Source organism: Pseudomonas sp. GXZC, assembly GCF_026967615.1.
Classification (GTDB): domain Bacteria; phylum Pseudomonadota; class Gammaproteobacteria; order Pseudomonadales; family Pseudomonadaceae; genus Aquipseudomonas; species Aquipseudomonas azotoformans_A.
Genome location: NZ_CP114115.1, coordinates 631,420 through 647,507 on the forward strand (window position 1 = coordinate 631,420; position 16,088 = coordinate 647,507).

At 60.9% G+C, this 16,088-nt stretch carries 14 protein-coding genes; 12 read left to right on the forward strand and 2 right to left on the reverse strand.

All coding sequences use genetic code 11. From position 1 onward, the window contains the following. Nucleotides 1-48 precede the first annotated feature (48 nt). The gene (locus OZ428_RS02990; protein ID WP_269132659.1) at nt 49-2,151 is read right to left on the reverse strand and encodes a TonB-dependent receptor family protein; all 2,103 of its coding nucleotides are present in this window, start codon (nt 2,149-2,151) and stop codon (nt 49-51) included. Between the two features lie 201 nt (nt 2,152-2,352). On the opposite strand from OZ428_RS02990, the gene OZ428_RS02995 reads away from it, so the two are divergent. The 8 genes from OZ428_RS02995 (at nt 2,353) to OZ428_RS03030 (ending at nt 10,912) form a co-directional block, all read left to right on the forward strand. Further along, nucleotides 2,353-2,709, forward strand: a complete 357-nt coding sequence (locus tag OZ428_RS02995; RefSeq protein WP_269132660.1) for a YceK/YidQ family lipoprotein — start codon at nt 2,353-2,355, stop codon at nt 2,707-2,709. Nucleotides 2,710-2,851: 142 nt separating this feature from the next. Further along, nucleotides 2,852-4,609: a carbamoyltransferase family protein gene (locus tag OZ428_RS03000; RefSeq protein ID WP_033897821.1), complete on the forward strand. Its 1,758-nt coding sequence runs from the start codon at nt 2,852-2,854 to the stop codon at nt 4,607-4,609. Next, nucleotides 4,593-5,723, forward strand: coding sequence for a glycosyltransferase (locus OZ428_RS03005; protein WP_269132661.1), 1,131 nt, complete (start codon nt 4,593-4,595; stop codon nt 5,721-5,723). The genes OZ428_RS03000 and OZ428_RS03005 overlap by 17 nt, the downstream gene beginning before the upstream one ends. Continuing rightward, nucleotides 5,723-6,619: an antimicrobial resistance protein Mig-14 gene (locus OZ428_RS03010; protein ID WP_269132662.1), complete on the forward strand. Its 897-nt coding sequence runs from the start codon at nt 5,723-5,725 to the stop codon at nt 6,617-6,619. The genes OZ428_RS03005 and OZ428_RS03010 overlap by 1 nt, the downstream gene beginning before the upstream one ends. Next, nucleotides 6,616-8,004: a PIG-L deacetylase family protein gene (locus tag OZ428_RS03015; RefSeq protein WP_269132663.1), complete on the forward strand. Its 1,389-nt coding sequence runs from the start codon at nt 6,616-6,618 to the stop codon at nt 8,002-8,004. Before OZ428_RS03010 ends, OZ428_RS03015 begins: the two co-directional genes overlap by 4 nt. Next, nucleotides 8,001-8,957 (forward strand): glycosyltransferase family protein, encoded by a 957-nt coding sequence (locus OZ428_RS03020; RefSeq protein WP_269132664.1) that lies wholly within the window; start codon nt 8,001-8,003, stop codon nt 8,955-8,957. The genes OZ428_RS03015 and OZ428_RS03020 overlap by 4 nt, the downstream gene beginning before the upstream one ends. 51 nt (nt 8,958-9,008) lie before the next feature. Then, a complete protein-coding gene (locus OZ428_RS03025) occupies nt 9,009-9,770 on the forward strand; it encodes a glycosyltransferase family 2 protein (RefSeq protein ID WP_269132665.1) in 762 nt (253 codons plus the stop codon). A gap of 56 nt (nt 9,771-9,826) precedes the next feature. Continuing rightward, entirely contained in the window at nt 9,827-10,912 is a 1,086-nt protein-coding gene (locus tag OZ428_RS03030) for a glycosyltransferase (protein ID WP_269132666.1), read from the forward strand. Here OZ428_RS03030 and OZ428_RS03035 read toward each other — a convergent pair. Further along, nucleotides 10,901-11,467, reverse strand: a complete 567-nt coding sequence (locus tag OZ428_RS03035) for a toluene tolerance protein (RefSeq protein WP_269134153.1) — start codon at nt 11,465-11,467, stop codon at nt 10,901-10,903. The genes OZ428_RS03030 and OZ428_RS03035 overlap by 12 nt on opposite strands. A gap of 148 nt (nt 11,468-11,615) precedes the next feature. Between OZ428_RS03035 and OZ428_RS03040 the strand changes: the two genes are divergently transcribed. From OZ428_RS03040 to cysC, 4 genes are all read left to right on the forward strand, one after another. Then, nucleotides 11,616-12,794 (forward strand): O-antigen ligase family protein, encoded by a 1,179-nt coding sequence (locus OZ428_RS03040; RefSeq protein ID WP_269132667.1) that lies wholly within the window; start codon nt 11,616-11,618, stop codon nt 12,792-12,794. 9 nt (nt 12,795-12,803) lie between these two features. Further along, a complete protein-coding gene (msbA, locus tag OZ428_RS03045; RefSeq protein WP_269132668.1) occupies nt 12,804-14,612 on the forward strand; it encodes a lipid A export permease/ATP-binding protein MsbA in 1,809 nt (602 codons plus the stop codon). Between the two features lie 151 nt (nt 14,613-14,763). After that, nucleotides 14,764-15,468 carry a sulfotransferase family 2 domain-containing protein gene (locus OZ428_RS03050; RefSeq protein ID WP_269132669.1) on the forward strand — a complete coding sequence of 235 codons (705 nt, stop codon included), beginning with the start codon at nt 14,764-14,766 and terminating at the stop codon, nt 15,466-15,468. After that, on the forward strand, nt 15,461-16,069 hold the full coding sequence (cysC, locus tag OZ428_RS03055; protein ID WP_269132670.1) for an adenylyl-sulfate kinase: 609 nt from the start codon (nt 15,461-15,463) through the stop codon (nt 16,067-16,069). The genes OZ428_RS03050 and cysC overlap by 8 nt, the downstream gene beginning before the upstream one ends. The last annotated feature ends 19 nt before the right edge of the window (nt 16,070-16,088 follow it).

The window sequence follows — 16,088 nt, forward strand, 5'->3', positions numbered from 1 at the left end:
TCAGGGCCTTTCGACCCGCCGCATCGCGTTTTGTGCGGGGCGCGCTGATCAGAATTGATACTCCGCCCCTGCACCCGCATACCAGGAGCGCCCCGGCGCGGCTTCGTAATAGCGGTTGTTGCCATCGCCGACGATCACCGAGCCGACGTACTGGCGGTCGAGCAGGTTATCCAGGCGCAGGGTCTGGTGGAAGGTCCAGTGCTCGACTTTCTGCTCGAAGCGCGCGCGCCAGTTGAACACGCTGTAGGCCGGTGCGGCGTGTTGGCTGTTGGTGTCCTCGACATAGACCTTGCTGCGGTACAGGCCTTCGATGGCGGTGCTGACCCAGTCCCGGGGTTTCCAGTTCAGCTCGGCGAACAGCGTGGTTTGCGGTACGCCGGGCAGGTAGTTGCCCTTGTCGACGGTCGTGCTGCCGCCGCTGACGAAGTCACTGTCATAGGTGGCTTGCAGGCGGGTGTAGGCGAGGTTGGTGCTCCAGTGTTCGCTGAGCTGGCTTTCGATGCCCAGTTCGAAGCCGCGGCGCAGGGTGCGGCCGGCGTTTTGATAAGTCGTACGCCCGCCGCTGGATTGCTGCACCACCAATTCGTCTTCGGTCGTGATCTGGAAGACGGCGGCGTTGATGCGCGTGTCCTGGCCGACGCGTGCTTTCAGGCCAACCTCATATTGCGTACTGACCGAAGGCTTGAGCGCAAAATTGAAACCGTTTGAGCTGCTGGAATAAGCCGATTCAGCTTGCGTCGGGGTTTCAAAGCCTTTGCCTGCGCTGACGTAGCCGTGCAAGTCAGGCGTGAACGCGTACATGACGCTGACTGACGGTGTGTTCTTCTGGTAAGTCTTGCTGCCGCTGTCGTTGCCGTCGCTAAGGAAGTGGTCGTCGATCTTCATTTCCATGGTGCTGTGGCGTAGCCCTGCTTGCAGCGTCCAGTCACCCAGTAACCAGTTGGCTTGCACGAATGGGTCAAGGCTGGTGGCGGTGTCGATTTCGTCGCGGCCAAGGGCGCCTTTCACGCCGTGAACGCCATTGACGGTGTTGGAATAGCCTTGGCGATCATCCTGGCTGCGGTCGTAGTCGAGCCCGGCGATCAGGGTCAGGTCGCCCGGGGCGCTGGTGATGGGTTGCAACCAGTGGACGGAACCGCCGTAGAACTTGCGGTCGAACGCCACCACGCCGCCGCGTGCATTGGCGGGGTTGGTCACGCCACTGGGGAACTTGTCAGGGATCGACAGGTACTGAATCACACTCCGCCGCCCCGTATACGCATTCACCTGCAACGTCGCATCGCCGAAGTAGCGCTCGTAATTCAGGCCCAATTGCTGATGATCGATACTTTTGCGCGTGTTGTAGGTCAGCGCATTGGCACTGACCGAGCGCGGATCGGCCTTGTACGCCGCCCAGGTCTGGCCCAGCGGATCCTGCGTGCCGTTCTGTTCCAGGCTGCTGTAGATCAGCGCGAGTTTGCTGTCGTCATCCGGCTGGAAGTTGAGCTTGGCGAAGGTCTGGTCGCGACGTGCGCTGCTGTGGTCGCGGTAACCGTTGGTGTCCATGCGTGAGGCGTCGAGCACAAAACCTGCGCCATTTGTCGCGCCCTCGGCGGTCAGGTGGTTCTTGTTCAAACCGTCGCTGCCCACCAGGGTCTCGGCGCCGATGCGTGGCGGGCCTTCGCCGTCGCGGGAAAACATCTGGATCACGCCGCCGGCGTTGCTGCCATACAGGGTGGCCGCCGGTCCGCGCAGGACTTCGATGCGCTCGGCGGTGTCGAGGTTGAACGTGGCGGCCTGGCCCTGGCCGTCTGGTGTGCTGGCAGGGATACCGTCGGCGATCAACTTGATACCGCGTACGCCGAAGGCCGAGCGGGCGCCGAAGCCGCGGGAAGAAATCTGCAGGTCCTGGGCGTAGTTCTGGCGGTTCTGCACCACCAGGCCGGGCACGCGAGACAGGACCTCGGAGGCATTGATGCCCAGTTGGCCGTCGCTGATCTGCTCACGGCTGATGCCGTCGACCGAGTAGGGCAGGTCGAAGGTCGGGCTGGCGCTGCGGGAGCCGGTGACCACGCTGGGGTCCAGGATCAGCGGTGCGTCGTCAGCCCGCGCGGCATCATTCAAGGCGAGCAAACCGGGCAGCAACAAGGTGAAGCGGGCGAGGGTTTTCATGGGTCAGCCAGAATCCGTGGCGCGTTGTATAGGAGGTAAACGCGCAAAGGGGCGCGAGTTTAGTGACTCAGGCGAGATTTATCATTTAGGAATCGTCTTACGCTGCACATCGGAGGTGCCACCCTGGGACATCAGCCTTTGCGATGTTAGCGTGGCAGGCCTTGGTAACGACAATAGCCGATGGGTCAAAAGGAGGGGGTCATGAGGATTGGGTCGAAAGTCGTGTGGCTTGTGCTGTGCTGTCTGCTCACCGGTTGCGGAACCGTCACCACGGTCATGCGTCCGGACGCGGTTGCCAGCCAGAACCTCAAGGATTCGCGCAGCCACTGCGAGAGCGTGCCTCGTATCTACAGCGGGGTGATCTACAACTTCTGCACGCTCAACGGCGAGCCGGCCCCCGCCAAAAGCCTGACAAGCAACAGCCTGACTGACCATGGCGGTGCCACGCTGCCCTTCGTTGCCGTGGATTTCATTGCCTCCGGCGTGGTCGATACGCTGGTGCTGCCTTACACCCTTTACCGCCAGAGCAAAGACGGCAGCATCGAGATCTTCCGCTGATCCCTCTTGCCACTTGCCGCTAACAGCTCCCCCCTGCTTTTAAGCTATAATCCCGCCCTTTAGCTGTTTCCTGCCCAGGCGGGAAGCACACTTTTTCGCGGCGTAACCCGCCTGCATGCAGACTAAAAGAGGCTAGACCCCTGTGGCATTGACGATTCTTGGCCTGTCCGGCGCCCTTAGCCATGATCCTTCCGCAGCCTTGTACATCGACGGCAAGCTGATCGCGGCCGCCGAAGAAGAGCGCTTCGTACGCGACAAACATGCAAAGAACCGCATGCCCTACGAGTCGGCGAAGTTCTGCCTGGAACAGGCCGGCATCAAGCCTTCCGACGTTGACGTGGTGGCGATTCCGTTCGCCCCGATCAGCCTGTTCGGTGAGGCGCGCTGGCACTACGCCAAGCGTTACTGGTACGCCCCGGACCGCGCCCTCGACGCGATCCTGATGGGCAACCGTCGCTACAAGCGCTATCGCAACAAGATCGTCTGGTGCCTGGAGCAACTGGGCTTCGATCCGAAGAAAATCAAGATCGAACCGGTTGAACACCACCTGGCCCACGCGTCCAGCGCCTACCACTGCTCCGGCTTCCAGGAGAAAACTGCGATCCTCGGCATCGACGGTAAAGGTGAGTACGCCACCACGTTCTTCGGCTACGGCGAGAACGGCAAGATCCACAAGATTAAGGAATTCTACGACCCTGATTCCCTCGGCGGCCTGTACGGCGCAATTACCGAGTTCCTCGGTTTCGAGATGCTCGACGGCGAGTTCAAGGTCATGGGCATGGCGCCGTACGGCGATGCCAGCAAATACGACTTCTCGCGCCTGGCCTCCTTTGAAAACGGCGAGCTGGTGATCAACACCGACTATGCCAACGTCATCGGCCTGCGCCGCTATAAAGAGAAAGGCAAAGGGTTCTACTTCTCGCCAAAGCTGATCGAGTGGCTGGGTCCGAAGCGCGAAGGCGATATCGCCGACGAGCCGTACATCCACTACGCCGCCAGCATGCAAGCGCTGTTCGAGAAGCTGGCCCTGCAGATGATCGACCACTACCTGGGCGACATCCTGAAAGACACCGGCAAGCTGGCCTTCGCCGGCGGCTGCGCGTTGAACGTGAAGCTGAACCAGAAGATCATTGCCCGTGACGACGTCAAGGAGCTGTTCGTACAGCCGGCGTCCGGCGATGCCGGTACGGCGGTCGGTGCGGCGGCTTATGTGTCCCACGCCCGTGGTGTGCCGGTGGAGAAGATGGAACACGTCTACCTCGGCCCGTCCTACAGCAACGAAGAGGTGATTGCGGCGTGCGCCAAGCACGAGAGCAAGCCCGTATGGCGCAAGATCGACAACATGCCCCAGCGCATCGCCAAGATCATGGTCGACGGCAACCCGGTGGCCTGGTTCCAGGGCCGCATGGAGTTTGGCCCGCGTGCCCTCGGCGGTCGTTCGATCATCGGTTGCCCAAGCGCCACCGGCGTGGCTGACCGTATCAACCACCAGATCAAGTTCCGTGAGCGCTGGAGGCCTTTCTGCCCGTCGATGCTCGACACCGTGGCTCCGCAGATGATCAAGGTCGACCACCCGGCGCCGTTCATGACCTTCACCTTTGAAGTGGCTGAAGAGTGGAAGACCCGCGTGCCGGAAGTGGTCCATGAAGATGGCACCTCCCGCGCCCAGGTGCTCAAGCGCGAATACAACCCGCGCTACTACGACATGATGAAAGAGCTGGAAGTCCTGACCGGCAACGGCGTGTCCCTGAACACTTCGCTCAACCGTCGTGGCGAAGCGATGATCTGCTCGCCCAAAGACGCGCTGGACATGTTCTTCGGCTCTGACCTGCAATACCTGATCATGGAAGACATCCTGGTCGTCAAAGACGGCGTGGACCCTTATGACACGGTCGGCTGAACGCCACGTCCTGCAGTTCTGCCACGGCTATGACGGGCCGTTCCTGGACTGCGCGCGGCAATACGCCAGCCTGTTCGCAGGCTCCGGCTACAAGGTGACCACGGTGTTTCTCACCGGGGTTGCCGACCCTGAGGTGGCGGCGGGTTGCGCCAGTGATGAGGTGTTGTTCATGGAGTTCAGCTCGAAGGCCATTCGTGGCCTCAAGCTGGGCGCCATCGCCGAGATGCGCAAGATTGCCGCCTCGCGCAATTTCAGTTTCTGCATCGCGCACCGCGCCAAGCCGATCTACGTGGCGTTGCTCGCCACGCGGTTGCAGGTGATCGGTGTGCACCATGCCTTCGGTGATTATCAGCGCCGTGGCCGCCGCCTGTTCGCGTCGATCTTGCGCAAGCGCCTGAGCCTGCTGGGGGTTTCCGACGCCGTGCGCGATGACATCCGCCGCTGCCTGCCGAATTGGCCGGCGGCGCGTATCCAGACCTTGTACAACCGCATCGATGTGCAAGCCCTGCAAGCCCAGCAGGTTTCCAGGGATGACGCACGGGATGCCCTGGGGTTGTCGCCGGATGAATGGGTGGTCGGCAACGTCGGCCGCCTGCACCCGGACAAGGACCAGGCCACCCTGCTCAAGGGCTTTGCCTTGGCCCTGCCGCAGCTGCCGGTTGAAAGCCGCCTGGCGATCCTCGGCACCGGGCGCCTGGAACAGGACCTGAAGGAGCTGGCCCGCGAGTTGGGGGTTGCCGACAACGTGTTGTTCCTCGGCCAGGTGCCGGAGGCGCGCCGCTATTTCCGCGCGTTTGATGTGTTTGCGCTGAGTTCCGATCACGAACCCTTCGGCATGGTGCTGCTGGAAGCTATGGCTGCTGGTGTACCACTGTTGGCCACCGCGTGTGGTGGTGCACGGGAAGTGGTCGAAGGTGTGGGCATCCTGTTTCCGTTCGGTGACGCCGAGCACCTGGCCCAAGGGCTGGGCCATCTGGCCGCGATGGACCCACACCAGCAACACCAGTGCGCAGAGCTGATGCAGGAGCGCCTGCACGCACGATTCTCGGATCAGGCGGTGCGCGACACTTTCTGGCAATTGCCCCATGTCATTGAACTGACCGCGAGGGCTTGATGCTCAATCGATTCCAAGGCTGGCGCGAGCGCGGCTGGTGCGTCGTCGATGCACCGGCCTACCACGAGGCCTGGCAGCGTTTTGGCGGTAGCGTCGCCACCCATCCGCAAGTGATCGAGCGCTTGGCTGGGCTGGCGCAGATTCCCGTGCGATACCTGGCCTGGGAGCAGGCGGGTGAACTCAAGGCGTGCATTGCCACTTGGGGGCGCGACCTGGCGTTATCCAAGGACGTGCTCAAGCGCAGTGGCAAGAAAGGCCTGTTTGACCTGGGCAATGCTGAGGTTATCTTGCCGGCCGCCGCCGATGCGCAGGCGCCTTTGCGCCAGCGTGCACGCTACCTGTCGACCCTGAACGAAGGCCGCTTCAGCGGCCTCAAGCCCCAGGCCGAACAGTTGGCTATGGCGCGCACCCCGGAAGAACTGTCGAAGAAGTTTCGCTACAACCAGCGCCGCGAACTGCGTTTGCTGGAAGAGGCGGGCGGCGTGGTACGGCCGGTCAGCGAGTTTTCCAGCGCGGAGCTGGCGGCCATCTATTGTGACCTGTTCCTGCGCCGCTGGGGCTTCACAGCCACGGGCGCCGAGCGCTTGGCTGAAGTGATCGAGCTGATGCGCGAGTGGTTGATCGGCTCGGTGATTTTCCTGAATGACGCGCCTATCGCGATTCAGTTGGTGTATCGGGTCGAATCGCCGGAGTGGATCAGTGTCGAGTACGTCAACGGCGGGGTCGATCCTGAAACCCGCGCCTTCAGCCCCGGTAGCGTGTTGAGCTTTCTTAATACCCAGAGCGCCTGGGAGCAGGCGCGCGAAGTTGGCAAGCCGTTGCGCTTCTCCTTTGGCCGGGCCGATCGCGAGTACAAGGACCGTTGGTGCAACCCCGTGCAGGTATTCAGCGTATGACCCGTAAGCAGCAACTGCTCAAGCGCCATCGGCGCAACAAGCGCACGGCGCTGATGGTTGGCGTATTGCTGCTGGTGGTGATCGGCATCCTGGTGGCCTGGTGGTTGCCATTGCTGTTGGCCGTGCTGGCCTGGATCGCCCATGAGGCCTGGTTTGCCGACCATCTGTTCTATGCGCCCAACGAGGATTACCAATACCGTTTTGCAGCGGACGCCGAGGTGCCGGGCGTGCGCCTGGAACATGGGCGCTTGCTACTGGACCAGCCGGTGGACGCGGACGCAACGCGGGTGCTGGCGATCAAGATCAAAAGCACGTGGCTGGGACGCTTCCTTGACCCGAGCATTGAACTGGCGGGCGACCGGCAAACCTTTGAGCGCGGCGTCAACGGCGTGCGTTACCTGAACCTCAGCGGCTTGGCGCTGAACGAGTTGCCGTTGCGCGGTCGGCATTGCCGAGTGATCGGCACGCCACGCCTGTGGGCTTGGAACCACCCGGATTACCGCACGCAGCGCGTGATGGTGATCGCGCCCCATGCCGACGATGCCGAATTGGCGGCTTTTGGTCTGTACAGCCAGGCTCAAAAGCCTTGGATCGTCACCCTGACCGCAGGTGAAATCGAAGCCGAGCATTACCAGCAGATGGGCCTGGACGCGGTCGAAGCCGCGCGCATCAAGGGTCGCCTGCGCGCCTGGGACAGTATCGCGGTGCCTCTGTGGGCCGGCGTGCCACAAGCCCATTGCGTGCAACTGGGTTACTTCTGCCTGCAATTGCAGGCGATGCAAGCCGCTCCGGATCTGCCGTTTGCTTCCCGTGAAGCCGAGATGACAGACGTTCGGCCGTTCCGCCAATTCAATCCGTTTGCATTGCCAGCGGACAGCGATGGCTTGCCGACCTGGAACAACCTGTTGGCCGACCTGCGCCAAGTATTGTTGATGGCGCGTCCAGACGTGATTGTGCTGCCGCATCCGGTATTGGACCCGCATCCAGACCACATCTGTGCACAGCACGCGGTTCTGGAGGCCTTGCAAGGTCTTGAGTGGCAGCCGACGACAGTACTCGGCTACGCCAACCACTTGCACGACAACGACCGCTGGCCCATGGGCGACGCGGGCACCGGCATTGCGTTGCCGCCGCTGTTCGACGCGACCGAAGAGCTGCTGCCCTGCAGCCTGCCTCTGACGCTGACACAGCAGCGTGACAAGGCCATGGCGCTGGGCATGATGCATGACTTGCAACCGTCACCGCCCTTCAAGCGTCGCGTACGGCGTTGGCTGCAGCGAGTGTTGGCGGGCCGTGCACCGTCGCCGTATGGTGAGAACGAATTTTTCCGCAAGGCCGTACGACGGCATGAGCTGTTCTGGCGTTTGGGAAAGGATAAGTCATGAAAGTCTTGTTTTTGGTGCAGAAAGAGCAGCGCGCCATCCTCGATCGCTTGTACGAAGGCGTGGCCGAGCACTGCGAATGCGATATCCGTTGGTTGAGCAGCGATGAGCAGCGCAACCTGCGCGGTTACTTCCGGCGTGAGGTCGACGTGACCCGCTACGACCGCATTGTGTTCTTCCTGCGCTTCAAGCAGGAAATCCGCCAGGCCGGGTTTATCCGTACGATCCCGAACCTGGTGATCCTCGAACACGACGCCTACCAGAACTACATTCCTTGCAAATACACCGGTAAATTCAGCGCCCATTACCGCCGATTGCCTTGGGCGCGAGTGATCAGCTCCGGCTACATGGTGACCGAACGGCTGCGCGCCGAGGGCTTTGACGCGGTGTTCGTGCCCAAGGGCTATGATCAGGCGCTGTTGCAGCCGCAGCAGCGTGAGCGGGATATCGAACTGGCGTTTGTCGGCAGTACCAACAGCGTCGCCTACAGTGGTCGCAAGGCGCTGCTCGATGAGCTGGCACAGGTTGAGCCGTTGGTGGTCACGCGCACCAAATCCGGTGAAGAATATTGCGCCACGCTCAACCGGATCCGCTTTTTCGTCAGCGCCGATGTGGGCATGGGCGAGTACATGATCAAGAACTTCGAAGCCATGGCCTGTGGATGCGTGCTGCTGGCGTTCGATCAGGGCGCCGAGGAAAACGCGGCCCTGGGATTCGAAGAGATGGTCAATGTGGTGTTCTACAAGGACATCCCCCAGTTGCAGGAAAAGCTGGCCGTGTTACGGTCCAATCCGCAGTTGGCGGCCGATATTGCGCGCAAGGGCCAGGACCTGGCCGTCAGCCAGTTCAGCTTTGCCCGGATCGGCCAGCGGATTGTCGAAGCCCTCGAGCCGCCGCTGCGGCCCCGTGCTCCATTGAGTCTGCTGGAAAGGTTGCGCCTGAAACTGGGCGTTTGATATCGGCCAGATGGCCGCAAATGATGGCTATGTGATATTATCGAGGCTTGAATGCAATTCTCCGATCAAAGCGACATAACGCTCGTAGTGACCAGTTGCGGTCGCTTCGATTTGTTGAAGCGCACGCTCGAGAGCTTCGATCAGTTCAATACGGCGGCGATCCGCGAAGTCTTCATTACCGAAGACTCCGGTGATGACGCCGTGCGCCAAGCGGTTCCACAGCACTGGCACGGCCATTGCACCTTCTTGATCAACCGCCCGAAGCTTGGGCAGTTGGCTTCCATCGACTTGGCCTACGAGTCGGTCAAGACCCCCTACATATTCCATTGCGAGGATGACTGGGCGTTTTATCGACCTGGCTTTGTCGAGGACTCCAAGACGGTACTGGAGCATCGACCGGATGTTTTGCAGGTGTGGTTGCGTAACTACGTCTACGACTTGCAGGTGCACAGCCCCTATATTCACCTGGGGCCACGTGAAGTGGTGGGCGGGGTACCGTGTTATCCCCTGTTGTCTGACAAGCCTGAGTGGCAGGGGTTTTCGTTGAACCCTGGCTTGCGACGTATCAAGGAATATCGCCTGTGCGCGCCCTATGCAGGGTTCGAGGGTGAGAAGGGACTATCGAAGCGTTACGCGCAGCTGAACCTGGCGGCCGTGACTCTGGAAGGCGATGCGGTTCTGCATACCGGTTTCGGTTTGCATGTGGCGACGGCAGAAGAGCGCTTGACCAAAGCGCGGCGCAAGCGGCGCGAGCGGATCAAGCTGGCAGCTATGCTGGTACTGGGTGTCGGTATTGGCTGGTTGATCCATTAAGTACAGGTAAGTACAGGCGACAAGCCACCACACTGCCGCAAAAGGTCATTTTTTCGATGAGTATCCTCAACATCATGTGGGCCGGTGGTTCTGCATTCGCTTCGGTGCAGAAGGTTCATCAACAGATACTTTCCCACGCTGTATGCCGTGCGCCGATCACGACTTGGTTGCTCCAAGGTCGTTCGCAGGAGGGTGAGTCGGCACTGGAGTGGAATTTATCCTCTGCCCGACTTAAAGGCCGTCACCTCTGGAAGCTACTGATGCCCTGGATGCGCGCGCGTTTCCAGAAGGCGCTGCCTGACGATCTGCAGGTTGTGTTGCTGGACGGCGTGGGCGTGGCGAGGGTGATGCTGCCGGTGCTCAAGCACTTGCCGCACGTGCGCGCCGTCGTGGTCTTTCATGGTGTCACGCGCATGCGCCGGGCGGACCAGAAGCTGTTTGAGCAGTTCCCCGCCCAACAACTGACCCTGGCGGCCGTCTCGCAAACCCTGGCTCACTCCATCGAGCGTTTCCTGCAACGGCCGGTAACCGTGCTGCGCAGCGCGTTCGACCCGGTGGCCTTCCGCAACGCCGCGCTTTCTCGGGAGCAGGCGCGCACTCGTCTTGGTCTTCCATTGGACGGCTCGCCCGTGCTGGGTGCGGTGGGTCGATTGGTCGACGGCAAAGGGCTCAGTTGTCTGCTGGAGGCTTTTGCCGGCGTGTCGGTGCATCAGCCGGATGCGCGGCTGGTGATAATCGGCGAGGGGGCGGCGAGGAATACTCTGGAGGCGCGTATCGAGCGGCTCGGCTTGCAGGGCAAGGTTTCGCTGCCGGGTCATTTGCCGGACGCGGCGACGCTGTACCGGGCCTTTGACTGGGTGGCGATTCCGTCGACGCAAGAGGGCTTGGGGTTGATCCTGCAAGAGGCCGTGATGGCCGGCGTGCCCGTATTAACCAGCGAATTGGCCGTGTTCCGCGAGCAACTGGCGGACGCCGGCTGGTACGCCCCTTCGGATAATGCACAGGCGTGGGGCCGCTTGATGGAGCGCGCCTTCGCCACTTCGGCCCAGGACGTGCTCGACGCTCAGTCCCAGGCATTGGCGCCTGAGCAAGCCTGGAAGGACTTCAGTGAAACCTCCCAGCGCCTGTTTTCATGCCGCTAAGAGCGCTTGCTCCAGTGCTTGCATTGGAAAGCGTTCGTTCAGCTTCTCACGCGCAATATAGCGTGCGAAATGCTGCAAGTTGCGCCGCGCGAGCTCCGCGTTCAGCGGCGCGCGTAAAAAGCGCATGTCCGCCACATCGATCAAACCCATTTCGTTATCAGGTGTAACAACGATATTGCCCAAATGCAGGGAGCGGAAGTAGATTCCCGCACCATGCAATCGGCGGATAAGTGCCACCAGCGGGTCGAGGTTCGCTTGCCAGTCAAAGCCTTCCTTGTTGGAAATCTGGCGCAACGTTTCACCCGGCAGCGGGCGATACAGCACGGCGGTCATGCCAGGCGCCGCCAGTTGAAAGAACGCAAGCACGGTCAGCGTGGGGATGCCACGTTGTTGCAACTGCGCCACGTTGTCGATGAAACGCTTGGAGTAGGGGCGAAACAGCGCCGACGAAAACAGGCGCTTGCGGCGAAACAGTTTGAGGATATTCCCGTCAGCCAGCAGGTAGACCTTGGGGCCGTAGCTGTCCTTTTCGAGGATGCGGGCACCTTCAATCATTGCGTTTAAATCGGCTTGGGGAAGCCTTGAACATTGCATCGTCGGAAAGCCTTGTAGGAGTCGCGGGCACAGTGATCGGTAATAATGCCGAAAGTTTTGGGTTTTAACCATGCCGCGTTGGCGGGGTGGACGTATTCAGGAGCGGGTGATGCAAGCAAGTCGTTGGGCGCAGGTATGGATGATTTTCGGGTTACTGTGGTTTTTGCTGGCGATTGCCTTTGCGCCGACCAACAAGATTTATCAACAAGGCCTGACCCTGTTTCTCTGGTTGCCCGCCATGGTGTTTGCCTGGTCGGCCCGTGAGCGTTTGAAGGAAGTCTGGCGCCAGCAGCGTTGGATGTGCCTGATGGTGGCGGCGTTGGCCGTCTGGGGTGCCATCAGCCTGTTGTGGACCAATGCCGAAGACCCATCACGCGAGGCCAAGCGCCTGCTGTATATCGGTGTGTTCCTGCTGTTTTTCCCGGTGTTTGCCTGTGGGCAGACCGAGCGGATCATCCGTGTGATGCAGTGGGGCGGTTTTGGATTGGCCTTGTCGTCATTGGTTGCGATCATCAAGTTCTACGGCGTTGAACACAACGCCTGGTTTGCGCGCCTCGAGGGCATAGGTCAGTTGTCCCACCCGATTCTGGGGGCTTATGTGATTGGTCTTGCTGCCGTCTGGCTGCTGCATTGGCTGCCACGCGGCCGCTGGATGCAGGTGGTGTGGGTTGTGTCCATCGCGTTGCTTGGGCTCTTCGTCGTGCTGAGCCAGAGCCGGGGGGCTGCACTGGCCTTGCTGCTGACCGTCGTGGCGATGCCGGCCTGGTGTCGTGATCGTCGTACGGCAGTGATCGCCATTGGCGCCGTCATCGCGGCGCTGGCGGTGTTCTTTGCCATGCAATCGTTGATGCTTGCTCGCGGCGTTTCTTATCGTCCACAGATCTTCATGTCTGCCATGCAGATGATTGCCGAGCGCCCGTGGACCGGTCTGGGGTTGGGCGGTGACTATAAAGTCCTGGCTGAGGGCGTGTATTTCGATCACGCCCACAACCTGTTCTCCCACGTTGCTATCGAACTCGGTCTGCCCGGCCTGCTGCTGTGGTGCGGCCTGTGGTTCGGCGTGCTTTGGCAAGCCTGGAAAGCCCGCGACACGCTCTACGGCAAGGGTGTCATCGGGATGTGGGTGTTTTCGTTCCTGGCCATGCAGTTCGATGCCGCCAGCCTCACGGGCACTCCGCGGGCCGAGTGGTTTATCTCATGGCTGCCGATTGCGCTGGCGACTGTCTTGGTCTGGGCTCGGGCCAACCCCGATGCATGTGATAAAGTTCGCGTCCTACCCAATCAGTGAGCTCGACACATGAGTGACGCACCGCCCAAAGCGGACCAGGAATCCAGCCTGAAAATCTATTTCAGGCTGCTGGGCTATGTGAAACCGTACATCGGCATGTTCATGCTGAGTATCGTGGGCTTCGTGATCTTTGCTTCCACCCAGCCGATGCTGGCCGGGATCCTCAAGTACTTCGTGGATGGCTTGAGCAATCCCGACGTGGTGTTCCTGCCCAAGATCCCGTTGTTCAAGGACCTGAAGCTGCTGATGGCCGTGCCGCTGCTGATCATCCTGATCGCCGCGTGGCAAGGCCTCGGCTCGTTCCTGGGCAACTACTACTTGGCCAAGGTTTCCCTGGGCCTGGTGCATGACCTGCGGGTCCAGTTGTTCAACAAACTGCTGGTATTGCCCAACCGTTATTTCGACACGCACAACTCCGGCCACCTGATTTCGCGCATCACCTTCAACGTGACCATGGTCACCGGCGCCGCCACGGATGCGATCAAGGTGGTGATCCGTGAGGGTCTGACGGTGGTGTTCCTGTTCGGCTACCTGCTGTGGATGAACTGGAAGCTGACCTTGGTCATGCTGGCGATCCTGCCGTTGATCGCAATCATGGTGGGCAGCACCAGCAAGAAATTCCGCAAGCAGAGCAAGAAGATCCAGGTGGCGATGGGCGACGTCACCCACGTGGCCTCGGAGACTATCCAGGGTTACCGCGTGGTGCGCAGCTTCGGTGGCGAAAGCTACGAAGAACGCCGTTTTGCCGCGGCCAGCCAAGGCAACACCGACAAGCAACTGCGCATGAACAAGACCGGCGCGGTCTATACGCCGATGTTGCAACTGGTGATCTACACCGCCATGGCGGCACTGATGTTCCTGGTGCTGCTGCTGCGCGGCGATGCCACGGCGGGTGACCTGGTGGCCTACATCACCGCAGCGGGCCTGTTGCCCAAGCCGATCCGCCAACTGTCGGAAGTCAGCTCGACCATCCAGAAAGGCGTCGCCGGTGCCGAAAGCATCTTCGAACAGCTGGATGAAGAGCCGGAAGTCGACAGCGGCACCGTGGAGCGTGACCGCGTCAGCGGTCGCCTGGACGTGCGCAACCTGAGCTTCACCTACCCAGGTGCCGAGCGTGAAGTGCTGAAGAACATCAGCTTCACCGCAGAGCCTGGGCAGATGATCGCCCTGGTCGGGCGCTCGGGCAGTGGCAAGTCCACGCTGGCCAGCCTGATCCCGCGCTTCTACCACCACGAAACCGGCGAAATCCTGCTGGACGAGGTGGAAATCGAAGACTACCGCCTGCGCAACCTGCGCCGGCATGTGGCCCAGGTGACCCAGCACGTCACGTTGTTCAACGACACGGTGGCCAACAACATCGCCTATGGCGATCTGGCGGATGCACCGCGTGAAGACATCGAAAAAGCTGCCACCGATGCCTATGCCATGGACTTCATCGCCGAGCTGCCAAAAGGCCTGGACACCGAAGTCGGCGAAAACGGCGTGCTGCTTTCCGGCGGTCAGCGCCAGCGCTTGGCTATCGCCCGGGCACTGCTGAAAAATGCCCCGCTGCTGATCCTGGATGAGGCGACTTCGGCGCTGGATACCGAGTCGGAGCGGCATATCCAGGCCGCGCTGGACAAGGTCATGAAGGGCCGTACCACCCTGGTGATCGCACACCGACTGTCCACCATCGAGAAAGCCGACATGATTCTGGTGATGGACCACGGTGAAATTGTCGAGCGTGGTACACACGTGGAACTGCTGGCCATGGGCGGCTATTACTCGCGCCTGCACGCCATGGGCCTGGATGAGCCGGTAACGGCCAACATCACCTGATGTGCCGGGGCGCGCAATGCGCCCCGGGTTTGTATCAAGCCCCTTACAGGCTTGACCAAAGCCAAATAATTCGCTGCCTATCGTTTGTTATGTTGGCCTTCTCGATTCGATTGACGAACGAGAGGGCTAACCTTCTTGCGTGGGTAACGGAATGTTGCAACGTCTGTTCTGGAAATTGCTTCCCAAACCCCAACGGGTGTTTCTGCTGGGGCGTTTATCGGTGGTGGACCGTCAGGCGGTGAACAAGTCCCTGTCTGGGGTGACCACACTTGCGCCGGCGTTCGAACGTCATAACTGCGTATTTATCCATGTGCCTAAATGCGCCGGCAGCAGCGTCTGCTCGGCGTTGCTCGACGAGCGCTGGCCGGGGCACCTGCCGTATTACTGGTACCAGCAGCAATTCCCCGAACACTGCGAACGCAGTTTCAAGTTTGCCTTTGTGCGCGACCCATTGGAGCGCGCCTACTCGGCCTACACCTACTTGCGCAGCAACCAAATGGGCACTCGTGATTTGCACGCCCAGGCACTGGTGTGCAGCTACCGCGACTTCGATCATTTCGTGGGCAACTGGCTGCACCCGGACAACCTGCGCCGCCAACTGCATTTCGCCCCCCAGACTGATTTCCTGGTCGATCACATGGGGCGCATGGCCATGGACTTTCTTGGGCGCCAGGAATCACTGGAGCAGGACTTCCAGCAGTTGTGCGAGCGCCTGGGCGTGAGCGCTTCCCTGCCACACCTGAATGTTTCACAGGGGCGGCGCAGCGAACCGGTCAGGGATTTCTGCACGCTGCGTACGCGACGCCTGGTCCGACGAGCCTATCAACGTGATTACGAGGTCTTGGGGTATGAATAGTCAGTCGCTCTCCGGTGGTTCTGCTTCTATTCGACCCTTTGCCTTATCGTTGTCGGTCGCCGCACGGGCCGCGCTCAAGCACCAGCAGCCTTGCTGCCTGTGGCTGACGGGGTTGTCCGGGTCCGGTAAGTCGACCTTGGCCAACGCTCTGGAAGTGCAACTCAACGAGCAGGGGCGGCATACCTTCGTGCTCGATGGCGATAACTTGCGCACCGGGTTGTGCAATGACCTGGGCATGAGTGATGCGGCGCGCAAGGAAAACATCCGGCGCATCGGCGAGGTGGCGCGGCTGATGGTGGACGCGGGGCTGATCGTGATCGTTTCGGCGATTTCCCCGTTCAGCGCCGATCGGGCAACCGCCAAGGCACTGTTCGGGCCTGGGCAGTTTTTCGAGGTCTACATCAGTACGCCGTTCGAGGTGTGCGCGCGGCGTGATCCCAAGGGCTTGTACCGTGCGGCGCTGGAAGGGCGGATCAAAGCCTTCACCGGGCTGGACAGCCCCTATGAAGCACCGATCAAGGCTGACTGCGAAATCAATACCGATGAAGTCGAACTGGCCGACGCGGTGGATCACATTTTGGCGGCATTGTTCAAAAAATGATCAGATTTCGCATGTGATG